General features: G+C 39.7%; 22 protein-coding genes. 10 read left to right on the top strand and 12 right to left on the bottom strand.

Translation table 11 applies throughout. The features are described 5' to 3' along the window. Nucleotides 1–21 precede the first annotated feature (21 nt). From KNL20_RS03965 to KNL20_RS03930, 8 genes are all read right to left on the bottom strand, one after another. A complete protein-coding gene (locus KNL20_RS03965; protein WP_230399336.1) occupies nt 22–777 on the bottom strand; it encodes a glucose 1-dehydrogenase in 756 nt (251 codons plus the stop codon). A gap of 21 nt (nt 778–798) precedes the next feature. After that, nucleotides 799–2,109: an ABC transporter substrate-binding protein gene (locus KNL20_RS03960; protein WP_230399335.1), complete on the bottom strand. Its 1,311-nt coding sequence runs from the start codon at nt 2,107–2,109 to the stop codon at nt 799–801. Between the two features lie 48 nt (nt 2,110–2,157). Further along, nucleotides 2,158–2,877, bottom strand: coding sequence for an ABC transporter ATP-binding protein (locus tag KNL20_RS03955; RefSeq protein ID WP_230399334.1), 720 nt, complete (start codon nt 2,875–2,877; stop codon nt 2,158–2,160). Between the two features lies 1 nt (nt 2,878). After that, nucleotides 2,879–3,610 (bottom strand): ABC transporter ATP-binding protein, encoded by a 732-nt coding sequence (locus KNL20_RS03950; RefSeq protein ID WP_230399333.1) that lies wholly within the window; start codon nt 3,608–3,610, stop codon nt 2,879–2,881. A 1-nt stretch (nt 3,611) separates the two neighbouring features. After that, nucleotides 3,612–4,622, bottom strand: a complete 1,011-nt coding sequence (locus tag KNL20_RS03945; protein ID WP_230399332.1) for a branched-chain amino acid ABC transporter permease — start codon at nt 4,620–4,622, stop codon at nt 3,612–3,614. 5 nt (nt 4,623–4,627) lie between these two features. Then, nucleotides 4,628–5,503 carry a branched-chain amino acid ABC transporter permease gene (locus KNL20_RS03940; protein ID WP_230399331.1) on the bottom strand — a complete coding sequence of 292 codons (876 nt, stop codon included), beginning with the start codon at nt 5,501–5,503 and terminating at the stop codon, nt 4,628–4,630. 1 nt (nt 5,504) lies between these two features. Further along, nucleotides 5,505–6,659, bottom strand: a complete 1,155-nt coding sequence (locus KNL20_RS03935; protein WP_230399330.1) for a glycerate kinase — start codon at nt 6,657–6,659, stop codon at nt 5,505–5,507. 187 nt (nt 6,660–6,846) lie between these two features. Further along, entirely contained in the window at nt 6,847–7,968 is a 1,122-nt protein-coding gene (locus KNL20_RS03930) for a CdaR family transcriptional regulator (RefSeq protein WP_230399329.1), read from the bottom strand. Between the two features lie 286 nt (nt 7,969–8,254). Here KNL20_RS03930 and KNL20_RS03925 point away from each other — a divergent pair, with 286 nt between their 5' ends. The 6 genes from KNL20_RS03925 to KNL20_RS03900 all read left to right on the top strand — a co-directional run bounded on the left by KNL20_RS03925 (nt 8,255) and on the right by KNL20_RS03900 (nt 15,558). After that, the gene (locus KNL20_RS03925) at nt 8,255–9,847 is read left to right on the top strand and encodes a class I adenylate-forming enzyme family protein (protein ID WP_230399328.1); all 1,593 of its coding nucleotides are present in this window, start codon (nt 8,255–8,257) and stop codon (nt 9,845–9,847) included. 11 nt (nt 9,848–9,858) lie between these two features. Further along, a complete protein-coding gene (locus KNL20_RS03920; RefSeq protein ID WP_230399327.1) occupies nt 9,859–11,445 on the top strand; it encodes an acyl CoA:acetate/3-ketoacid CoA transferase in 1,587 nt (528 codons plus the stop codon). Nucleotides 11,446–11,471: 26 nt separating this feature from the next. Continuing rightward, entirely contained in the window at nt 11,472–12,215 is a 744-nt protein-coding gene (fabG, locus tag KNL20_RS03915) for a 3-oxoacyl-ACP reductase FabG (protein ID WP_230399326.1), read from the top strand. 31 nt (nt 12,216–12,246) lie between these two features. Further along, on the top strand, nt 12,247–13,440 hold the full coding sequence (locus tag KNL20_RS03910) for a thiolase family protein (RefSeq protein ID WP_230399325.1): 1,194 nt from the start codon (nt 12,247–12,249) through the stop codon (nt 13,438–13,440). Nucleotides 13,441–13,530: 90 nt separating this feature from the next. Beyond that, nucleotides 13,531–14,550: a LacI family DNA-binding transcriptional regulator gene (locus KNL20_RS03905; protein ID WP_230399324.1), complete on the top strand. Its 1,020-nt coding sequence runs from the start codon at nt 13,531–13,533 to the stop codon at nt 14,548–14,550. A gap of 234 nt (nt 14,551–14,784) precedes the next feature. Continuing rightward, nucleotides 14,785–15,558 (top strand): hypothetical protein, encoded by a 774-nt coding sequence (locus tag KNL20_RS03900; protein ID WP_230399323.1) that lies wholly within the window; start codon nt 14,785–14,787, stop codon nt 15,556–15,558. Between the two features lie 65 nt (nt 15,559–15,623). Here the strand turns inward: KNL20_RS03900 and KNL20_RS03895 are convergent, their stop codons facing one another. The 4 genes from KNL20_RS03895 to KNL20_RS03880 are packed head-to-tail and all read right to left on the bottom strand — an operon-like array spanning nt 15,624 to nt 20,795. Beyond that, a complete protein-coding gene (locus tag KNL20_RS03895; protein WP_230399322.1) occupies nt 15,624–17,687 on the bottom strand; it encodes a glycoside hydrolase family 36 protein in 2,064 nt (687 codons plus the stop codon). A gap of 16 nt (nt 17,688–17,703) precedes the next feature. Further along, complete coding sequence (locus tag KNL20_RS03890; RefSeq protein WP_230399321.1) at nt 17,704–18,528, bottom strand: carbohydrate ABC transporter permease; 825 nt, start codon at nt 18,526–18,528, stop codon at nt 17,704–17,706. After that, complete coding sequence (locus KNL20_RS03885; protein ID WP_230399320.1) at nt 18,528–19,397, bottom strand: carbohydrate ABC transporter permease; 870 nt, start codon at nt 19,395–19,397, stop codon at nt 18,528–18,530. The genes KNL20_RS03890 and KNL20_RS03885 overlap by 1 nt, the downstream gene beginning before the upstream one ends. Before the next feature lie 54 nt (nt 19,398–19,451). Next, a complete protein-coding gene (locus tag KNL20_RS03880) occupies nt 19,452–20,795 on the bottom strand; it encodes an ABC transporter substrate-binding protein (RefSeq protein WP_230399319.1) in 1,344 nt (447 codons plus the stop codon). 206 nt (nt 20,796–21,001) lie between these two features. Here KNL20_RS03880 and KNL20_RS03875 point away from each other — a divergent pair, with 206 nt between their 5' ends. The 4 genes from KNL20_RS03875 to KNL20_RS03860 all read left to right on the top strand — a co-directional run bounded on the left by KNL20_RS03875 (nt 21,002) and on the right by KNL20_RS03860 (nt 24,549). After that, nucleotides 21,002–22,756 carry a sensor histidine kinase gene (locus tag KNL20_RS03875; protein ID WP_230399318.1) on the top strand — a complete coding sequence of 585 codons (1,755 nt, stop codon included), beginning with the start codon at nt 21,002–21,004 and terminating at the stop codon, nt 22,754–22,756. Nucleotides 22,757–22,798: 42 nt separating this feature from the next. Then, nucleotides 22,799–23,323, top strand: a complete 525-nt coding sequence (locus KNL20_RS03870) for a response regulator (protein WP_230399317.1) — start codon at nt 22,799–22,801, stop codon at nt 23,321–23,323. Between the two features lie 70 nt (nt 23,324–23,393). Beyond that, on the top strand, nt 23,394–23,741 hold the full coding sequence (locus KNL20_RS03865) for a transposase (RefSeq protein WP_230397403.1): 348 nt from the start codon (nt 23,394–23,396) through the stop codon (nt 23,739–23,741). Continuing rightward, nucleotides 23,731–24,549, top strand: a complete 819-nt coding sequence (locus KNL20_RS03860; RefSeq protein WP_230397402.1) for an IS3 family transposase — start codon at nt 23,731–23,733, stop codon at nt 24,547–24,549. Before KNL20_RS03865 ends, KNL20_RS03860 begins: the two co-directional genes overlap by 11 nt. The last annotated feature ends 63 nt before the right edge of the window (nt 24,550–24,612 follow it).

The raw sequence follows: 24,612 nt of genomic DNA, 5'->3' as shown, positions 1-24,612 counted from the left end.
TGTATAACATGTCATGTCATCTTATTTGCCCAGATATCCTCCATCTACCGGAATGACTGCTCCTGTAATATATGCAGCTGCATCTGATGCCAAAAATACTGCTATTCCCTGCAGATCTTCAGGAGTTCCCCACCTTCCGGCTGGAATCCTTGCTGATATCTCTTCGTACTGCTTTGGGTTCTTTTCTTTCATATCGTCGATAAGTTTTGTTGCCATATAACCAGGAGCGATGGCATTCACAGTGATTCCCTGGCCTGCCCATTCATTCGATAATGCCTTGGTCAGCTGTGCTACCGCCCCTTTGCTTGCAGTGTAGGCCGGAATCCACGTACTCCCAAAGAAAGAACACATGGAAGCTACATTTATAATCCTTCCATACCCCTGTTTCAGCATTGTCTCCCCCGCCATCTGGGAGAGGAAGAAAAGAGAATTCAGGTTCACTTCCATGATCCGTCTCCACCATTCTTCCGGGAAAGTGACGGCTGGTGCACGAAACTGTATTCCTGCGCCATTTAAGAGAATATCTACTCTTCCTCCCAGTTTTTCCAAGCACTGCCCGTAAAGCTTCCGCAGCCCGTCTGTGTCCTCCAGATCTCCTTTCACTGCGTATGCAGGTGTCTCCGTGCTTCCAATTTTCTCTGCAGCTTCAAATACATTATCTGATCTGCCAAGAATAGCGACTTCCGCACCTGCATCATGCAATGCCTGTGCCATCGCTCGGCAGAGACCTTTTCCACCGCCTGTTACAATTGCCTTCTTTCCATGCAGTTCAAACATATTCGTTCACTTTCCTTATCTTTATTTATAGCTTGCAGGATACTGAAGTTCTGACTGTGCAATATCATATGGCCAGATTGGGATATAAGCTCCATCTTTAATCTGTGTTACCGTAAGAGTTGCATTCAGGTTCTGGTTCAGGTAAGGTGTTCCGTCAAATTCACTTTCATCGAAAGAAATCTTATCATAAGGCAGGATGATCTCATTTTCATTTGAAAAGCTGTCTGAGATTTCGATGTCCGTCAGTTCTTTCTGAATATTTTCTGCGGTTACCTCATCCCCGTTATCTGTAATTGCTTTAAATGCATCAATCCAAACCCATGCAGTAGTATAAGCTTCTGCAGAATGTCCATTGAAATCTTCACCATATTTCTCTTTATATTTTGCACAAATATCCTCTCCTTTAGTTCCAACTACAAATTCAGTTGCTACTACAACACCGTTTGCCTGCGCCCCTACCGATTCCATATAAGCACTTTCTGTAAATCCATTTCCTTTACAGATAATCATCGGGGGCTCATATCCCTGCTCTTTTAAAGTCTTTGTAAACAGAATTGCATCGGATACATAGCAGTCTGCCACAACTACATCCGGATTCATAGATTTCAGTTCCAGAACCTCCGAAGAAAGATCCGCCGCACCAGAAGTATATGTAATCTCACCCTTGTATTCGATGCTGTTCTCTTCAGCCCAGTATTTTGCCCACTTGCAGGTCTGCTGGCCAACTTCGGAATTATCTGCAAATACTGTAATTGATTTACCCGCAAAATCCGCATTCTTTTCACTTTCATCCACAATGTACTGAATCATATCACGCACAAACATCATATTCGTAGGTGCAAGACGGAAGAAATATTCATATCCATTGGAAGTCAATGCATCTGATGTGGCATTTGCAGTAATCAGCGGAACTTGATACTGCTCAGCAATCTGAGCAACGGTAACAGTTACACCTGACTGGTAGCACCCCATCAGCATGTTCACTTTTTCCTGCGTAATCAAACGTTCTGCCTCTGACATGCCTGTTGCAGAATCTCCCTGGGAATCTCCATAGATCACTTTTATCTGGTGTCCGTTTACTCCGCCCGCTTCATTGATTTCCTCAACCGCCATATCTATACCCTGCTGCATAGTCTTTCCTGAGTCTGCAAGATCTCCCGTCATCGGATATATGGCACCCACAACAATGTCATCTCCGGTACTTTTATCAGCACCTGCTACTGTACTTTGTGATTTGTTTTCATCACCGCTGCTGTTTCCACTGCCGCAGCCTGCAAAGAGACCCCCTGCCATACATACCGACAGTAGTATTGCCATTACATTTTTCTTCATATCAAAATCCTCCTTTTTATACCGAACCATTTCGGTGATATACTGTGATCAGAATCCGAGATATGCCTTCTTTACTTCCTCATTTGTCATCAGTTCCTGTGCCGTACCCGAAATATTAATTACACCGTTTTCCAGTACGTAACCACGGTCTGCCAGTTTCAATGCCTTACGAACATCCTGTTCTACAAGAACAATTGTCAGACCCTCTTCTATAGCCACTTTCTTGGCGATGCGGAAGATATCGTCTACAATCGTAGGCGCAAGTCCCAAAGAAGGTTCATCCATCATAAACAGTTTCGGAAGTCCCATCATACCTCTTGAAAAAGCAACCATCTGCTGTTCTCCTCCGGACAGTGTCCCTGCCATCTGGCCGCTCCGTTCTTTTAGCTTTGGAAACCAGTTGTAGATTTTCTCAATGGTCTCCTTTTTTCTGCTCTCTGCCTCTTTACTGCAAGCTCCCATCTCAAGATTCTCATACACTGTCATATTCGGAAATAACTGACGTCCTTCCGGGCAGAGAATAACTCCATGATCAATAAATTTCCTGCAATTTCCACCGGTAAGGTCTTTACCATCAAACCTAATATGACCGTCGTGCACTTTAATCAGACCACTGGCCGCTTTTACTGATGTACTTTTTCCAGCTCCATTGCTTCCAACCAGCGCAATAATTTCGCCTTGATCTGCCTCAAATCTTACATCCCATAAAACCTGAATATCGCCATACTTTACATTTATCTTGTCTACCTGAAAATATTTTTCTGCCATATCAGCCTTCCTCCTTGCCAAGATAAATCTCAATGACATACGGATCATTCATTACCTGCTCAGGTGACCCTTCTGTAATCTTTTCTCCATGATGCATTACAATAACTTTTGAGCAAAGGCTGGTAACTGCTCTCATAACATGCTCAATCAGAAGAATCGTAGTCCCCTGTGCATTAATTTTTCTAAAAAGTTCCACCGCCTCATCCGTTTCTGTTGGATTTAAACCGGCCATAACTTCGTCTAACAAAAGCAGGTCAGGATCAGTCGCCAGTGCTCTCGCCACCTCAAGACGCTTTTTAAATGGTGTTCCCATATCCATTGGATACAAATCTTTTTTCTCATACATTCCGGTAAACTCCAGAATTTCTGCTGCATAGTCCCTGGCAGCCTTCGCATTTTTCAGTTCCTTTCTCCCAAACATTGCACCCGAAACAACATTATCTAACACTGTCATATTCCTCAATGGTTTCATAATCTGAAAAGTCCTGGCAATTCCCATGGCTGAATATCTGTCGGGTTTTGTACCTGTAATATCTTTTCCTTTATAGATTGTTTTTCCATCTGAAGGGAGAAGTACTCCGCTTACCATGTTAAATACGGTTGTCTTTCCGGCTCCATTACTTCCAATCATACCTGTGATGCTTCCCTCTTCAACAGTAAAACTAACATCGTTCACAGCCTTCAACCCACGGAAGTTTTTTGTAAGGTGTTCAATCTCCAGAATATTTCCCATGTTATGCCTCCTTCCCGCGTTTAAATAACTTTTCATCTATCGCATCCAATTTTTTATTTATCGCCTTTTTGAGATTACTTCGATTAAACCATCCCATAATACCATTAGGTCTGAATAGGATAACTGCAATAACAATTGCTGCATAGACCACCAGATTTAGTCCACTGATTGCTGACAATGCAGAATTCAGCCATTCAGACAATGGTGTCAGGATTCCTGCCCCAAGGAGTGGCCCCGCGACACTTCCAATTCCGCCGATGATAGCTGGCATTAGGTAGTTTAAGCTATTGGAATTCTTAAAAAGGTCCGGATTAATATATCCAATATAGTTTGCATAAAATACACCAACGACGGCAATCATTCCCGCGCTGATAAAAGTGGCAATGAATTTGTATTTAAAAGAATTAATCCCAACAGCATGTGCTGTATCCTCATCTTCACGAATTGTTTTCAGAGCATAACCTAGTTTTGAACGATCAATCCAAACCAGAATTGCAAAGAAAAGGATAACCATAATGAGCGAAATATAATAATAAGGCACTTTCGAAACCCATCTCATTGTCACAATGCCACTTTTCTTCAATGGAATCAAGATTCCCTGGCCGCCTCCTGCGTATTCCCAGTTGATAAAGAGATTGCGAAACGCTTCCGTAAAAGCAATGGTGACTAGGGTAAAGTATGCACCGGATAGTACAAAGCATGGTGAAAGAAGAATTGCTGCTATCAACCCTACCACTACAAAGGATATGATCATACTAATCCATGGTGACATACCCAGGTTATTCAGTAAAATGGCGGAAATATAAGATCCCAGTCCCATAAAACCGGCATGCCCCAGAGAAATCTGTCCTGTAAGTCCCCCAAGTATACTCCATGCAAGCGTACAGCAGCCAATATAAAACGTTGTTACAAAAATCCCAAGTATGTAGGGTGTATCAATCACAAGTGGCACCAATGACAAGAGCAGCACTCCCAGGGCTGCCAATATATGCCGAATACTTAACCGTTTCATGTCTTTTACCCCCTTTTCTTTCTGATATTTAAATTTTCTTTTACGACAAGTACCAGAATGAATGCAAGAAATACAAGCGTGTCTTTAAATGCAGAACCTACCACTGAGGAACCAACTGTCTCCATAACCCCCAACGCAATTCCACCTAAGCAGGCACCGATAGTACTTCCGAGTCCTCCCATTGTGACAACAATAAAAGAACGGGTTCCATAAGTATTTCCAACTGCAGGGAATACATAATAATACGACATAAGACATGCACCGGCTATACCTGCAATAGCTGCCCCAATTCCATAAGTGCAAGCGTAAACCGCTTTTATTTTTATTCCGGTTACCTGCGCACCCACTGGATTTTGCGAAGTCGCACGAATCTGTTTTCCAAGTTTTGTCTTCTTCAGCATCAGGAAGATTAATGCTGTTGTGACACAGAGGATAAGAAATCCAACCAATTTAGGAACACTGATATTCATTCCGGCGACCTGCACAATCTGATCTGCAAACATACTGTTTACGGTTCTATAGTCCGATTTAAACAGAAGCAGAGCCAGATTACTCAGGAAGATTCCAAGACAGCAGGTAAGGAACAGCACATTTTGGTCACCGTCATCCTTAATAGATCTAGTAATCAAGCTTACCTGAATCACGGCGCCAATGATAAACATGATAACCGCTACCAGCGGGATTGCTATGAATGGATCCAGACCGCAGTATGAATAAAGCATATAAGTCACATACATACTGACCATCAGCAATTCTCCCTGGCAAAAGTTAACTATTTTCATAACTCCAAAAATCATATTCAGGCTCATTCCGACCAGTGCGTAAATTCCGCCTATCATAATTCCGTTAATAATAGCCTGTAGTAAAACCCCAGCACTCATATTACATTGCCTCCTTTTCTTTCATTTGTATTCCCACCCGGACCGCACGCATAATCCGCTCTGCGGCATCGGGTAAATACTGCTTCGTTTTTTCCAATGCATTTTCAATCGTCATTGGTCTCATTACACAGGCCTCCATCGTTTCCACCCCAGCCGCATATATCTGTGAAGAATCATCATCGATACTTCCGGCAACAGCAATTAATGGCTTCTGATATTTTGTAGTTATAACCGAAATTCCATGAATGACCTTACCACACACTGACTGCATATCGATCTTTCCTTCCCCCGTGATAACCAAATCCGCCCACTGGCACTTTTCTTCAAATCCTACCAATTCAAGGATCGCCTCTATTCCGCTTAGCAGCTTTGCTCCGGTAAATACTACAAGGCCCCATCCAAGGCCCCCTGCCGCTCCGGCCCCTTTTTCCCAACGATTATCCTCTTTCGTCTGTTCGCTCATCAAATCAGCCAGATGTTTCATTCCAACATCTAATTGCAGGATTTGCTGATCGGTTGCTCCCTTCTGTCTGCCATAGATCCCAGCAGCCCCCTCAGGTCCATACAGGGGATTCGTTACATCACACATAACGGTTATCTTAGTTGTCTTTAGTCTTTCATCCATCCCCGAAAGATCAACCTCTGCAATTCTCTCCAGTTCTCCTCCTCCAAACCCAATTTCTTTTCCATCCCTATCTCGAAAGGATGCTCCAAGCGCCTGTGCCATCCCTACTCCGGCATCATTTGTTGCTGACCCTCCAATTCCAATGTAAAGATTTCTGCATCCTTGATCCAAAGCTGCTTTCATCAGCTGACCAGTTCCATATGTGGTAGCTTTCATAACATCCTTGTCTTGCAGAGCCACCAGTGGCAGTCCAGAAGCCGCCGCCATTTCCAACACAGCAGTTTTGTTTTTTAAAATCCCATATCTGGCCTGTACATTCCCTCCATTTGGTTTTAGTACCTGTACTGTCTCGTATCGTCCATTCTGCTTTCTAAGAATTGAGTCAACCGTTCCCTCTCCTCCATCGGCAATAGCTAATATTTGAAATTTAGCATCCGGAAAAACTTTACCAGCACCTTTCCTGATGTATTTTGCAACTTCCTCGCTGTCCAGGCTTCCTTTGTAGGAATCTGTTGCAATCAATATGTTCAAATTGTTCTCCTCCATTCTTTGTGTGTATTTTCATGCTTGTACATTGCACATTGATTTTCTAATATTTAATATTTTTTTATGCATTCTGCACATCTCATGTGGCAATTATATGAAACATGATTTTATTTTACAAGGTTCTGAAAAACAAAGATGATTTGTAAAATATCGTTATCTATAACAAAGAGTCCTAATCCCTAATCTCATCGAGATACATTCCAAGAATTAGTGAAATTGCATCCCGCAGTACTCGTGGATCATAGCCTGTCACCGATTTAATTTTATTCAACCGATATTGGAGTGTATTTTTATGAATATACATTTCATCCGCTATCTTTGTAATAGAACCATTATTACGAACATAAGATCTCAAACATTCAAGTATTTCTTTTTTCTGTTCTTCATTGCAGTGCTTAAACAACTCATCGGTATACTCTTTTCTTTTTTGAGGCCGAATATCTTTCAATAACATCCCAACATCCTGGCTGCTATAAACTTTAATATCTTCTCCATTCGATGTTTTGGCATAATTGCAGGCATTATCTGCCTCTTTATATGATTTCTGAATATCATACTTACTGATTCCGGGGCTGCCAATACCACAATATAAATGGCATGGATATAATGATTCCACATAGCATTTCATTTCATTTACCTCACTGTTCACGCTTTTGGCACTCTCTGCCTGATAAAACAAAATTGCTTTCATTCCCATAGAAATAAGTATCTGTTGTCTGTTTTTCTCCACCCGTTTCTTGATTTTATTCAAAATATTTTCAAAAACTTCTTCTTTATTCTGTGCGTTTTTCTCGGCAATTTCAACATCTATCACAGCAACCTCTCTGGTCAGCTTCATATCAAGCCCCAATAATTCCCAGCCAAATTCCAGACGTTTTTCATCATTGCCAAATAATAGTTCTACCGCAAAACTTTGTTTAAGATCTTCCAGTGCCTTCTTCTGATTACTTCTATACCAGTCAAGAATCAAAATCTCCGTCATCTTCTGAATCACTGCCCCAAGCATACGAACTTCATCCACTGGCCCGGTAATTCCAACTACACCAATTACTTTTCCTTCAATTGTAAGTGGAAGATTGATTCCACTTCTTGTGCCTTCATATTCTTTTTCAATAACCACCTCGGGAAGCTGATTATTCAGCAGTTTAACCGCCCCCATATGATACATGCCAATACGATTTGCGTCTGTGCTTGCAATAATACAGCCGGTCTCATCCATGATATTGACATCTTTATGAATCGTACCTCCCACTTCTTCTGCAATTTTCTGCATCTGTTTCTTAGGAATAAGCAAAATTTCATCCCCCATCGTTTTTTACATATTATATTATGTTATATTACGTTACCTATTTACGTAATCATTATAACTCTTAATTTCAGTTTATTCAACATATCTTATTATTTCTTGATATTTTTCGAATTATTTTTATATAATTTGACGCATATTTGTCTTTGTAACAATTTTAATCATTGATTTTTGTTACGTAATTCATTGACAGTTACGCTATTCAATCATATTATATTACTATACATAAATTTATTTTGTTTCATATTACGTTTTACATAGGAGTGAGATTACTATGAATTATAAATCAGATGATAAATCATGGGTTGTAAATGGTGATTTCTTTTGGCCTTCTTCATATCTAAAGAAGTCTGTTTCTGACAGTTTGTATGATTCTCTTGCCATGAGCACAGAAAAACATCCCGAAGGTACCTGTATTATTGATGATTTTGGGTCCGTATACTCTTACAAGAAATTTTTAGAAATGACAGATAATTTTGCTGCGTTATTATCTGAACATTATCATGTAAAATTTGGCTCTCATGTTGCATTGCTTCTATATAACAGTATAGAGTTTTGTGTTGCATTTTTCGCAATCAGCAAATTGCGGGCTGTTGCCATTCCATTTCCTACCAAATATAAGAAAGAAGAAATCTTTTCATTAATTGCGAAATCAGATTTAAACGGTATTATCTGTGACAAGGATTTCTATGAATGGTTCCATCAGGACTTTGAAATGACTACCTTCTTTATTATAAAAACAAATAGTTACATAAGAGCCTATACTTTGCCTGAGTACGAACAGCGAACTTATCCTATAGCAGCGGTTCCTTCTGGAAATGATCCTGCTATTATTATGTTCACTTCCGGCACAACATCCAAAAGCAAAGGAGCACTTCTGACCAATCATAATATTATGTCGGCGATTCATGCTTATCAGAAAATTCTTGGAATTACAGAACACGACAGTACGATTATTCCGATTCCCATTTATCATGTAACCGGATTGATTGCACTACTTGGTCTGTTTATTCATACCGGGAGCTGTATTCATCTTCATAAATTTTTTGACGCGAATCGAATTTTATTAGATATCAGCCATTTTCAGATTACTTTTCTCCATGCCTCTCCAACTGTCTTTTCTCTGCTTCTGCAGCACAAGGCAGATTTTCCTTCTCTTCCTTCTCTAAGAGCACTCGCTTGTGGAAGCAGCAATATGCCCGCCAGCAAAATTCATGCTCTTCATGACTGGCTGCCTGCTATGAAGTTCCATACGGTGTATGGATTGACAGAAACATCATCCCCAGCCTGTATCTTTCCGGATGATGCGGCCATAAGTCCTTATATAGGTTCCTCGGGACATCCTATTCCGGGAACCAGCTTTAAGATTTGTAATGCTGCCGGGAACCTACTGCCACCCGGCAGCATCGGATCCATCCTGATAAAGGGGGATGTCGTGCTCTCTAAATATTATAATTTTAAGACGTCCGCCCTTTCAGATGGATGGTTAGACACTGGTGATCTCGGTTACTTTAACGATGCCGGATATCTGTTTATCGTCGATCGAAAAAAAGATATGATTAATCGCGGAGGGGAAAAAATATGCAGCTTCGATGTAGAGAATGCTCTCTATTCCATTCCCGGCATTACAGAAGCCGCTGTTGTTGGAATTAAAAATGACCTCTACGGTGAAATACCTGCCGCCATGGTTACACTGGATCCTTCCTCTACCTTGAATCAGGATTCCATATGCGCCTTATTAAAAGAGAAACTTGCAAAATATCAAATTCCTGTAAAAATAATAATTTCGGATTCTTTGCCGCTTACTGAAAATTTAAAAACAGACAAAGTGTACATTCGGCAGCTTCTGTCTGCCAACATTCATTAAAGGAGGTTATTATGAAAAAACCCAAATTTCTATCTGCTGATGAAGCCGCTGCCATGATTCAAGACAACGCAACCATCGCCACCATTGGTATGACGCTGGTATCCGCGTCCGAAACTATTCTGAAAGCAGTTGAAAACCGTTTTTTGGAAACGGGGAGTCCTAACACCCTTACTCTCGTTCATTCCTGTGGGCAAAGCGATCGGGAACGGGGAATACAACATTTTTCCCATGAAAAAATGCTGCATTGTATTATAGGCGGTCACTGGGGCTTGCAGCCTAAGATGATGGATTTAATTTCCAGCAACAAAATTCTTGCCTATTGCATTCCGCAGGGGCAGTTTTCCCAGCTTTACCGAAGCATGGCAGGTGGGGAACCCGGAAAGATCACAAAAGTAGGTCTTGGTACATTTGTAGACCCTCGCAGAGGTGGCGGAAAAATGAATGAGATTACTCAATCAGCTCCTGACATCTCTGATATCGTCACCATAGATGGTGAAGAGTACATGCGCTATAGGCCCATTCCGCTTGATTATTGCATTATTCGTGGCACTTATGTAGATGAGCTCGGTAACCTCACCACAGATGAAGAGGCCATGCAGCTGGAAGTCCTTTCTGCTGTCCTTGCCTGCAAAAAATTTGGCGGCAAAGTAATTGCACAGGCAAAATACAAAGTACAGGCCGGACAACTCCATTGTAAAAAAGTTATCGTTCCAGGTGTATTTATTGATGCTGTTGTTATGTGTACGAATCCAGAAGAAGACCATCGCCAAACACACAGTTTTGCTTTCAATCCTGCTTACTGTGGCGACATCAAGGTTCCAGCTGATGCTTCCGATGCTCTGCCACTTACACTTCGTAAAGCTATTGGCCGCCGTGCGCTAATGGAACTTCATATGGATGATATTTTAAATGTCGGCACCGGCATTCCTAATGATGTAGTGGGTCCAATCATTACAGAGGAAAGAATCAGCGAAGATGTCACCATTACTGTTGAATGTGGTATTTACGGTGGTATACCAATGGGTGGTGTGGATTTTGGAATAGCCAAAAACAATTTTGCATTGGTTCGCCATGACGATCAATTTGATTATTATAATGGTGCCGGAGTGGATATTACTTTTATGGGTGCCGGAGAAATAGATTTTGAAGGGAATGTAAACGCGACTAAGCTTGGTCCGCTGCCTACCGGAGCCGGAGGATTTATTGATATCACGACCAATGCAAGGCATGTAGTCTTCTGTTCTTCTTTCACAGGCAAAGGGCTGAAGTGCTCCTTTGCGGGCGGCAAGTTATACATCGATCAGGAGGGTTCTCTGACAAAATTTGTAAACCAGCTTCAGCAGGTTTCCTACAATGGATTAATTGCCAGAGAAAAGCAGCAGAAAATGCATTATGTAACCGAACGTGCTGTTTTTGAGCTCACACATAGTGGACTTATGCTGACAGAAATTGCTCCTGGAATTGACTTGCAGACGCAAATATTGGATCTGATGGAATTTTCTCCAATTATAAGTCCAAATCTCAAGACTATGAATGAACGTATCTTTTGTTCTGATACTCCTTTTGGATTGAAAGACATACTTCACCGGAAACAATAATTTTTTATAATATAGGAGGTTTTATTATGAAGTTAAAAGACAAAGTAGCAATTGTAACTGGTTCAAGCCGTGGACTTGGAAAGGGTATCGCAAGGAAGCTGGCAAAGGAAGGAGCCAAAGTAATTATCGCCGATATGGCTCCATTTGAAGAAACAGTAGCCGAAATTGAGGCAAATGGAGGTACGGCGAGTGGTTTCACTGTAAATGTATCAAAACAAGAGGAAGTAAAAGCCCTTGTACAGTATGCGGTAGACACATATGGCCAGTTAGACATCATGGTCAATAACGCGGGCATAAACCGTGACGGCATGCTACATAAGATGCCTGTTGAAAACTGGGACCTTGTAATCGCCATCGATCTTACCGGAACATTCTACGGAACGCAGGAAGCTCTGAAACACATGCGCACGAGAGGTGGTGGCAGAATTATCAATATTTCTTCCGGAAGTTGGCTCGGAAATATCGGTCAGGCAAACTATGCCGCAGCAAAAGCAGGCGTTATAGGTCTTACAAAAACAGCAGCACGTGAAAATGCCAGAAAAGGAATTACTTGCAATGCAATCTGTCCGGGCTTTATAGAAACAGATATGACAGTAAAACTAAAAGAAGTAAATGGCGGCGCAGCCTGGGATAGTATGATGCAAAGAATCCCAATGGGATATGCTGGAAAGCCAGAAGATGTCGGAAATTTGGTGGCTTTTCTTGCGTCTGATGAAGCAGCTTATATCACCTCCGAAGTCATCAATGTTGGCGGCGGAATGATTGTATAATCTAATAGATATCAGAAAGGAAAAATCAAAAATGAATCAGTTAAAAGATGTTGTAATCGTAAGCGGAGTCCGTCTTCCAGTCGGCTCTTATGGTGGAAGCTTGAAAAATATGTCTGCAATTGATATGGGTGCATCAGTAGTTGCCGAGTCAGTAAAACGTGCAGGCCTGAAACCTGAAAATGTAGACGAAGTGATTGTTGGTGAAGTTGGCGAAATTGCAGAAGACGGTTTTATTGCACGTGCTATCAGTTTAAAATCAGGAATGCCCAAAGAATGTACAGCTTATTCCGTGAACAGGCAGTGTGGCTCCGGCCTGCAATCCATCGCAGACGCCGTCATGGAAATACAAACCGGTCAGGCAGATGTTGTTGTCGCTGCAGGAACAGAAAGTATTTCAAGGCTTCCCTATTATGTAAAAGATGCTCGTTGGGGTGCACGTATGGGACACAAGACCTTGGAAGATGGTGTTATCGATATTCTGACATGGCCGTTGGATGGAAACCACAACGGCATTACAGCAGAAAATGTTGCCAGGAAATACCATGTCAGTCGTGAAGAACAGGATTCTTTCGCCCTGGAGTCACACCGCCGGGCATGCAGCGCTATAGAAACTGGAAAATTCAAAGATGAGATTCTTCCCGTTGAGCTTAAGGATCGCAAAGGAAATATTACCGTCTTTGATACAGATGAAGGCCCACGTAAAGGACTTACTCTGGAAAAGCTTGCAAAATTACGCCCTTGTTTCGTTACCGACGGAACCGGTACTGTCACAGCAGGAAACTCTTCCAGTTTGAATGATGGTGCAGCTGCTGTTGTTGTGATGTCCCGTAAAAAGGCAGAAGAACTTGAAATCACTCCAAAACTTAAAATCGAAGGATTTGCAATTGAAGGATTTGATGCGGAATTGATGGGATATGCTCCTAAGTTTTCCAGTGAAAAACTGGCCTCCAGGCTCAATCTTTCTTTACCGGATATTGATATGTTTGAAATTAACGAAGCATTTGCAAGTCAGGCCTTTGCAGTAAGCAGAGACCTTAAGCTAGATCCCGATAAAGTAAATATCTACGGAGGCGGCATCTCCATCGGGCACCCAATCGGAGCTACAGGCTGTGTCCTGACTGTAAAAGTTTTATATGAGCTCATGCGGAGCGATAAAAATGATGCAATGATTTCCATGTGTATAGGTGGTGGTCAGGGAATTTCCATGTATTTCACTAAATGCTAAACTATATTGATTATTAATTTGCATATTTTACATTTTCTGCAAAGGATGGTATAATTTTCTTATACAATTACCGTAGGGGTTTAGTGACTTATGAAAAGAAAAGAATATAATATAACTGATATCTCCAATGCATTAAATATATCGCGTGCCTCTGTTTCCCGCGCACTTTCCGGTGCGGCCGGAGTTAGTGACAAACTCAGAGCCAGGATTATACAGTATGCAAATGAAATCGGATATCAGCCTTCTGTCCCTGCCAGCAAAAGCCCAAAACGGAAATCGAATTTTATAGCCCTGGTTCTGGGTGATATTCGTAATCCTTTCTACGCAGAATTGTCGTACACGATACAGAAAATTCTGGTAAAGCATAATTATACCGTTATGATTTTCAACAGCGATTACGATGCGGCGCGTGAACTGGAGTTCATACAAGGAGCAGATAATTTTCATTTTGCCGGTCTGATACTCATTACAGCACAAAGTGATCAATTATCCAAAACAATCAGTACATTACCAATCCCGAAGGTTTTGGTAAACCGGATTCTCCCGGACTATACTGGTGACTCCGTGCTGACAGATAACTTCCAGGCCGGTTATGAGGCTGCCCTGCATTTAATCAATCTCGGTCATAAATCCATTGGCTTTATCGGCGGACACCGCACTTCATCTGCTGCGGTCCAACGTTTTGATGGATTTTTGCAGGCACTGCAAAACTACTCCATCCCTTACCGGGAGGATTTTATCTGGCATAGCAACCTTCAACTCGAAGCAGGATACCAGATTGCCGATTCCTTTCTTGCTCTTCATGAGAAACCGTCTGCTATTATCTCGGTAAATGATATGACCTCCTATGGTTTCATTGACGGATGCCGAAATGGTGGGCTTAGAATTCCAGAAGATTTATCTGTTATCAGTTTTGATGATATACCTTTTTCTAATTTACAAGGTATACAGTTAACTACTGTCTGCCAGCACACAATTGAAATGGGGGGAAAAGCTGCTCATCTGCTCCTGAAACAGTTAGAAAACGGAAATTCCCAGCCAGAACGAATCATTCTAAAGCCTACTGTAGTTGTACGTCAAACAACAGCAGCATTTACTCCCCAAAAATAATATATGAAAAAGAGCTTTCTGCTAAAAGTGCAGGAGGCTCTTTTTCATATATTATTGTATCATTTTTATCCAGTTTTTCCCTCATTTTAACATCTACTCAAGCTTGCTGTATACCATCCATCCCTCATCCAAACTGTTATTATTTTTTAATTTTCCTTGACAATAAATTAACCTTCTGCTATATTAATACCAGTAACTATTATTATTACTATTATTTAACAGAAAAGGAGATTTATGAAAAATTTTTTTAATTCTAAGAAGCGGTTTTTCAGTGGTTTGCTTGCCACCCTCTTGTTATCGGTTGTTTTTGTTAGTGGCAGCGTATTTGCTGCAGTGAATGGCATTAATGTAAATCAGATCATTTCCAACACAGAAGCCCGTGTGTCAGATTTGTCTGCAAGGTTAAAAGGAGAAAAGGATACTTCCCGTACTTTAGCAACCGATAAGGCGTCATTAGTTAAAGATAAGGAGTCTTTAAACCTACAGATAAATGAGTTGAATACACAAATCATCGATCTGAAAAATTCCTACAATTCTGCAAATTCAAATGTGGAAAGTTTGAGAAGCCAACTTGAAGCGAAACAAGCTGAAGTGAATGCAAAGCAGCAAGAACTGGATAACAAACAGCAAGAACTAAATAGTACTGTCGAGCAGATGGAAGCACAGAAGCAGCGTGAACTGGCTCAAAAGCAAGAGGAACTTGCCCGTAAAGATAGTGAAATCAGCCAGGTCAAGTCAGAGTTAGATAGTAAAAAAAATGAATTATCAGCGATTCAGGGACAATTAAGTGCTGCTACAGGCAAGGCAGATGATCTACAACGGCAATTGACTGAAAAAACAACGCTTCTTACGCAGACCCAGGGGAAATTAGATGAAGCAAATAAAGAAATTGCATCGCTGCAAACAGAAACGCAAAACCTAAGAGACGAAAATAATCAAATTAAGCAGCGGCTTAACGAGATGGAGGAAAGAACCAAAGCGGATTATGAGGCCGCAATAAACTATTAAATACATAAAGAAATCACAAAGTCTCCTATTTTATAGGTAGTCTTTGTGATTTCTTTGCTGAACTATTATTTTAACACTTTAAATAAACGTGCCGTTTTGGGCTCAAGTTTTACAGTCAAGGTTTTCTTGGTATTCTGGAACGTATATTCACTATGAAGATTTAATGGATAAATCAGTTCCGCTTTTCTACCCTCTTCTATTTCTATTGCAACTGTATCTTCTTCTCCCTGTATCCTCCATACAGCAAGATAAACTGCATGTTCCGTATCGATTCCGAAACACAGAAAATCTTTTGACATGTCTGCCAAACCTAAAGGAAATATTGGAAATCCTGCAGCAATATCTTTACGAATCTTCTTATAACAAGCAATACCTTCTGTTATTAAATCGAATCTGTTTTCAGATAGCTCAGCTATATGTCCACTTTGGTGAATCCTTAACAGCATAGCATTGACCATATTAAATACCGTTTCCTCACAATCCCCATCTTTCAATGGATAGGACCATATTGCCGCCTGCTCTGGTGTTAGTGCAGACGCTGCATTTGCGGCAATAGCCGCCATTCGAATGTAGTCTGTCTGGTCCGTCACGGATTGAATACTATGCCGCTGTAGTAAGGAGTAAGACATACGCATTCCACCACTTCCACAGTTTTCTATTACCAATTGTGGATATCTTTCAAAGACTTCCTCGAGCCATTTTAAGTAGCATCTGGTATGCTCCAGCAATCCATCTCCGGGACTATCCGCATCTATTGTAGTTCCTACGCCAAAATTTACATTATAATCCATTTTTATATAGCCGATTCCATAAGATTCAACCAATCTCTTAATTATTCCGGACGCATACGCACGTACCTCTGGATTTCTAAAATCCAGCTGGTATCTGCTTCTTTCTGTGACAACTATACCGTTTCTTTGGAAAAACCAGTCTTTCGGGACTTTTTTTACAATTGGGCAATTAACTCCGACACTTTCTATTTCAAGCCATAAACCAGGTATCATTCCTTTTTGCTTTATGTAGTTAAGTGGTTCTTCGATTCCATTAGGAAAGCGTTCTTTCGACGGAATCCATTCACCAATTCCATCCCACCAGGGTCCTTTGTCATACCAGCCGGCATCGATACAAAAATATTCACATCCGCATTCTGCGGCCTTATCAATGAGTGGAAATAACTTCTCTGAAGTAGGATCCCCAAACAGACAGTTCATATAATCATTAAATATAACCGGCATTTCTATATTATCATTATTTTTTCTTCGAATAATTCTTCTATATTTTGTTAGTTCTTTTATTCCCTGTTCAAATCCACCGGATACTATCGCTACAGCAGCTGGTTCACTTATAAAGCTTTCTCCTGATTGTATGTTTTTAAAGAAGTTATTTTTGTCATAGACCGGGCCATAAAGCTGAAGATACAATTCATTCATACAATCACTTATTTCCCAGTGCCAGGAACAAGAAGTCTCAATCTGCCATAAATACGATACATTTGCATCTGAATCTTCAAAGCATCCCATCGGAAGATATTCATGTGAGGGCCAGGTTCCGGAGGCTGAGGCTTCAATTTTCTTCATTGAAAAAACGCCGACAGCATCGTATCCCAGCTCATTTAAAGTGTATTTTTTCCACTGCGCTTCACCATACCATGTGTTGTGTGGCAAATACACATATGCATTTTTGTCTCTCTTTGTTTTTTCACCTGATTTTATTCCAGTCAATGCAAATGATGAAACAAATTCTAAAGGTAATGCTGTTCCGGAGTTGTTCTTGATAACAGTCCATGCTCTGACCACCGATACTCCGTCAAAAAACTGCATATGGCTCTCAACATACATATCTTTATATCTTTGAATGACTTCTATTTTTTTACCATAATTATTTCTATAAATCTTATGTGAATCATATTTTAATTTATCTCCCGGACAGGAACCAACGTGTTTACTTCCTCGATGATTTATCTGATTACAATTACTTAATTTTATTTCTACAAGAGGATACCAGTTTTTTTCACATAGCGGGATGTCTTTTGTTTCCTCCATTGGACTTAACTGTTCCAAAACAACGGTTCCGTCTTCCGTTTCCGAAATATGAATATGAATATTGTTTTCGATAAATTCTATTTTCATGCAGATCCTCCATTGCTTATTTTAATGCACTATCAATTGTACCTTGAATAAAATATTTCTGTAAAAGTAAAAACAAAACTATTACGGGTGATATCCCCAGCAATGCAGCAGCCGCTGCACCGTTAACATTGCTTGAATCCTGTGAAAAGAAACCGGATATGGCTAATGTAACCGTTCGCATTTTAGGCGATTGAAGCAGGTAGAGCGCAAATTGATAGTTGTTCCAACAATTGATTCCCGTGATAATTGCAACTGAAGCGGTAACCGGTTTTAATTGAGGCATAATAATGTATAAGAATGTTTTAAACGGACCACATCCATCGATCGATGCTGCTTCTTCTAACCCAACTGGAATTGCCGAAATAAAATTACTATATAAATATATACTTGTAGGAAGCTGGAATGTAATCAACACGATTATAATTCCCCAATAAGTCGATATCCCATTCATCTTTGCCAGCATCGAATATAAGGGAACCAGAATACTTAATGGCGGAACCATCATAACTCCCATAATAAATCCTTTAATGAATTTATTGAATCTGGATTTATTCCTTGCTAACGGATATGCTGTAATTGCTCCAAGAAATGCAATTCCTACCACAGCAATAACAGCTATGATTGCTGTATTAATTAATGCCTGTCCGAAATTACTTCTGCCAAGCGCTGTTTGGAAATTCTTTAGATATAAGTATCCGGGAAAAACCCATCTCGAAGACAGATCCTTTGGCGATTTAAATGAAACCGTAAGTAATATATATATAGGCATAAAATGCAATGTGATAATAAATATAGATAAAATATATTTGGGAATATTATTTTTTTTGCTGCTCTTTACCATTACATATATACCTCCTTTTTATCAAAATAAGATGAAACTAAGTTACTTATAATCATTATTAAAGCAAAGGTAAAAAGTCCTATTGTGGATGCATAGCCGGCATTCTGCGCGCTAAAATATTGATTTGTAATCAAGGTTGATAATGAATGACTTGAATAACCGGGCCCCCCGCTGGTTAATGCCATTATAATATCAAATAACTTTAATCCACCAATCAGATTGATTACTGTTGATGATGCAAGTGCCGGAACGATTAACGGCAGTGTAATGTTTTTAAACTGCTGCCACTTACTGGCTCCATCAATTTCAGCCGCTTCATAATACATGACCGATATATTCTGCAATCCGGCAAGGTAAATAATCATTGCGGTCCCTACAAACTGAATGCTGTTTATGATAGTCATAATACATACAGCTACAGTTCCATTACTCATCAAATCAACAGGGGCTTTGTGAAGAGCATGTAATATATCATTAATTGCACCGCCATCATATTGTACAAAGAAATACATAATATAACCCATAATCAGAGGCGCTATCATTACCGGCAGATAGATAATCGTCCTGACAATTGATCTGCCTTTGAATTTGCTATTTAAAAATATCGCATATGCCAGACCTAAAACATTTTGAATCAGTGTACTGCAAATACCGTAGATAAGGGTATTTCTCAATGCAATAAGTACGTTTTCATCTGTAAAAATACGCAAATAATTTTTCAGACCTACATAATTCATTTTTTGCGAATAGCCATTCCAATTTGTAAACGAAATTCTTACACCATAGATAAGTGGATACGCCACAAATACAATAAATAAAATTATGGCAGGTATATAAAATAAGTTGATATAAAAATTTTTCTTTTTCATGTATACACCCTTTCTCTAAAACAGGGTGTCCATTTAAGAACACCCTGTTTATGGTTAATTAGCCTGTGCCATCTTTTCCTTATAGCTTGATTCCATTTGTTCTGTCGCCTTTTGTACTCCTTCACTATCTCCCGATAGAATTAATGCACCAGTTGTACATAGGTCATTCCACATGCCACTGGGTAAATATGCCCGATCAAAATAAGGCACTGTTTGGATTCCTTCCTCTGAATACTTTGCGTAATATTCAGCCAGCTTTCCAGTATCGCTGGTGACATAGGAAACGCCTGACGGCATCGCACAAACGCTTGCTAATTCCGTACATACATCTTCTCTCATTAGATAATTAAGCAACTGCATTGCTTCTTTTTTATGTTCAGAATCCTTCCAGACACCTGCAGCAAAATGCTCTCCGACTAATAATGTCTGTTTTGAATCATTATCTTTTGCCGGTAAGGGCATAAATCCAATATTTGCGTTTGCATTAATAGCGTACACCTCGGCAATTCCACTGGCTCCATAAAAGGAAAATGCTACATCTCCTTTGGCCATTGCCTTAATGCTGGTCATATAGTCTGCAGTCAGACAGTCAGGGTTAATATATCCTTTTTGATTCCATGCGTCTAACATTCCAGCCGCCTTATCCCACTGACTCCAGTCAAAGCTTCCATCCAAAAGTGCTTTCTGGTTTGCTTCATTATCATTTGTATATAATGTCGGTGCAATGTCATTAAAAATATTACCGATTGTAAAATTATCTTTTCCGCCTATATGAATTGGTGTCTTTCCCAAATCGCTTACCTTTTTACAGGCCGCATCAAAGTCCTCCCAGGTTTTCAGCTCATCAACATTAACTCCGGCCTCCGTCAACAAGTCTCCATTATATGTGATTCCGACCAAATCCATATCCAATGGAGCTGCGTAAATATTACCGTCTTCTCCTGTGACCAAATCTTTTATCTCCGGGTTTATGCTTGCTGCAAATTCCTGGTCATTCAACGGTTCCAGATATTCACTATATCTTGCAACTGCCCATCCATGTGTTGTCCAAATATCAGGAAGCTGATTTGCTGCCATTCTTGTTTTCATAGTATCACTGAAATTTGACCCCGGCATAATAGCCTCGACTTCAATTCCTGTTTCATATGTAAAATCTTCACATGCTTTTAAGATAGCATCACTTGTAGTTTCACCATTTAAATTGTATAAAAATTCGATCGTAACACCCGTTAATGGCGCCGCGCCTTCCTTCGTGCTTTCAGCCGAAGCAGATTTTGTTTCTGATGTTGCTGACGCACCTTCCTTTATTCCTTCTTCCGGATTAGAAGAACACCCGGTGAGCATGCCTAAAATCGCCGTAGTTGAGATTATTAAACGCATCACTTTTTTAATCTTCATTTATCTTAATTCCTTCCAATATTAAATATAGTTTTCAACAGTTTGACGTCATCTGTTGTTGTTATTTCATTATATCCGCTTATCTCATCGTTGCATATCGCATCAAATTTACAATTTGAGGGCTCTTTTTTATGATTGATTGAATTGCATTTTCCCCTATGTTAAAATGAAAACCGTTACGTAATACTATTTGGAGGATATGGTTTTTGAAAAAACATAAAAAAAATTCGATTCATTCTCACTTAATTATTATATATATATCATGCACGCTTCTCCCAATCCTTTTTCTGGCATCGATATTGACTTATATTTTCCAATATAAAAATAGTCAGAATCAGGAATTACAAACAACTTCTTTATTATATTCAATCGGTAATAATATAGAGACATATACCGACGATTTAAAACGCCTTTCCCTGTCACCGCACAGTTATACGGACATTATGTCCTTTTTTACGTATGTCCAAAATGCAGATTATGATAACCCGGAGGACCCTTATAAGCAATATGTAATTACGCGCGACTATACAAGTACCGTACAAAATCTACTATTAACCGCCAGATCAGATATTCTTGGTATTTGCTATATTCCTATTTCACATACGTATGATAATCGTCTTTATGTCTGTAGTAAGTATTCAGGATTAACAATATTAAACGATTATCCATATTCACAAGAAGACTGGTATCAAGAGGCTCTGCATAATAACGGTGATATTATTTATACTGCAGCATCAGAAGTAGATTACTATGGGAAAAATCCAGTTAAAACGTTCTCTGTTGTAAGACGCGTACGGGATGTTTATACAAAAAGAGATATTGGTATTATCAAAGTTGATTTAACTTATGACTTATTAGAAACTTTATTTAAAAATATGAAATGCAGCAAACGTTCCTTTGTTGGGTTAATCGACAACAAGGGGCATGTGATTTATGAAAGTGCTCCTATTTCTGATTTTGTTTCACAAAAAGCTTTAGCAGGAAGAACGATTAAGACAGATGACGATACTTATTTTTTGACCTATAGAAAAATAAATGAAACATCATGGAATCTTATCTATTTCTCTTCACAGAAAGATACCAACGGGCAAATATATAAAAGTTGTTTCATTGCCTTAATCATCTTTACTATAACATTTATTATTGCCTTTTGTCTTTTTATGATACGTTCAAGACGGTTAACACAATCTTTGCAAGATATTCTTTCCGGCATTGCGCATGTTGGAAACGGAGATTTGGATACGAGCATTGATACTGATTTATTATATTCCCACGAGCTCACAAAAATTGGCACGCAATTTAACCAAATGACAAAGCAGCTTAAGCTTCATATCCAAAATGAATATGAAGCGCAATTATCCCAAAAAACAGCAGAATATAAAGCTTTACAGAATCAAATAAATCCGCATTTTCTATATAATACTTTGAATATTTTTGTAACGTTGAACAGATTGGGATATAAAAGTGACTTGGAATCCGGATTAATAAAGCTCTCCAATATATTTAGATATACCTGTAGGAATGAAGAAAACTGTAGTATACTTCAAGAGTTTGACTTCGTGCGTCAATACCTGGAGATTCAGAAATTACGATATGAAGAACGCCTGAATTTTATCATTACATGCGATTATGATATACAGGATGTAGTAATTCCAAAATTAATCGTTCAGCCATTGGTTGAAAATGCAATTAAACATGGGCTGGAGCCCTCTATGGAACCAATCACAATAACTGTTTACGCAAAAAAATGTACTTTAAATTTTGAAGATCCTGTCAATTATGCCGTCATTATTATTTCGAATGACGGGATTGGTTTTAACCCCAAGGAAAAACCGGTTGCAAGTGGTATTGGGCTAAGCAATATATCCGAACGTTTAAATTTGTTTAATAAAGATTCGTTTTTCTATATTCACAGTGGGGAAGGCATATTAACTGTCGAATATATCTTAATTCCATTATGATACCAGGGTCAAAAGGTCATTTGGGGGAAAGGTAATTATATTATGAGAAAGATACTAATTGTAGATGATGAACGCATGGTCCGTTTAGGATTAATAAGCATGATTCAGGAGCTATATCCCGGTCAGTATGAAATTAGCGAAGCTATTAATGGTGATGACGCTTTGCAAAAATCACAATTATTATATCCGGACATTATTTTTCTTGACATTCGCATGCCTGTCAAAGACGGCCTGACTGCTCTTCCCGAATTGTATGAAATAACTCCTGATTCAAAGGTTCTTTTATTAACAGGGTTTGCGGAGTTCGAATACGCAAGAACTGCAATGCGGTATGGTATAAATGAATATTTATTAAAACCCTGTTCTCTTGCGGATATAAAAAAGGCCATAGATACCATTGAGCGATCATTTCAAGAAGCGCATACGAATTTAAACAATCATTTTTCCGTCGTATTATCGCAGGCTTTAAACTTATATTTCAGCAAAGAAATATTTCCTGAAGATACTGTATTTTCGAATACAAGATTTTCTGCTGCTCTTTTATATTATAATGGTCTCATAAATTAAGACACTTTCCCAGACAGATTTTAATGAATCTGATATACTAAAATCAGTATGAAAGAAAGGATTCATTGCTATGTCCAGACAAAGAAGAAACTTTAGTGCCAAATTTAAATCAGACCTTGTGATTGAGTTACTTAAGGGAGAGAAAGATCTCAATACCCTTGCAACTGAAAATAATATTCAACCCAACTTACTCCGTAACTGGAAGAAAGAATTCCTAAACAACGCTTCTGCAGCATTTGACGACAAGCGAGAGGAAAACCTCAAAGATAAGCTTGCAGAAGAACGCAAAGAGAAGTCGGAGTATGCCAAAAAGGTTGGTCAGTTAACCATGCAGGTTGACTGGCTCAAAAAAAAATCTGAAGAAATTTGTGGACCTGACTACGAGAGTAAGTTTAGTCCAAAACCTTTTGACGACTAAAGAATTACCTGCTTCTGTCGGGGCAAAGCTCCTGGATATCAACCGCACCAGCATTTATTACAAAGGAACGCCTGTATCAGAGGAAGAACTGGCTTGTAAAGAGATCATTGATCACCTTCACACAGATAATCCGACCTGGGGTGCCAGGCAGATGTCAGCACAGTTGAAGCTTCGTGGTTATCATGTTGGTCGCCGGAAAGCACGCCGCTACATGAGCGAAATGGACATTCATCCAATCTACCCAAAGATGAACCTTTCGAAGCGGATGCAGCAAGCTAAGGTATTCCCTTATCTTCTCCGCAATGCTGTCATAGACAAGCCTAATCAGGCTTGGTCGATTGACATTACATATATTCCCATCCGGCATGGATTTTTGTACCTGACTGCTGTAATCGACTGGTACAGCCGCTGTATTGTCGGCTGGGAAGTCGATGATACACTTGATACCCGAATGGTTGTCAATGCCTTGAAAAAGGCTTTTAAGGTTGCAAAGCCACAAATTTTAAATTCCGATCAAGGATGTCAGTTTACAAGTCAACAATATATTGAATTCTTAAAGAAAAATGGAATTCGCCAAAGCATGGATGGGAAAAGCCGTTGGGCTGACAACATCATGATTGAACGCTGGTTTCGTAGCTTCAAATATGAAGAAGCGTACCTTACACAATATAACAATATCAAAGAAGCCAGAGCCGCTATCGGACGATATATTTTCACTTATAATTTTGAAAGATGTCATTCTGCCCTTGACTATCAAAAACCGGCTGAATGCTACTACCCGGCAATGCTACTGCCCTATGTAGCTTGATGCATATATGGATCTGGGGGGTGTTCCACTGCCTTCCCCATACTCCTTGTCACTTATCCACCA

This window comes from Novisyntrophococcus fermenticellae (genome assembly GCF_018866245.1).
GTDB lineage: Bacteria > Bacillota > Clostridia > Lachnospirales > Lachnospiraceae > Novisyntrophococcus > Novisyntrophococcus fermenticellae.
The sequence above is the reverse complement of the archived record's forward strand: the minus strand, read 5'-3'. Positions and strand labels throughout refer to the sequence as shown.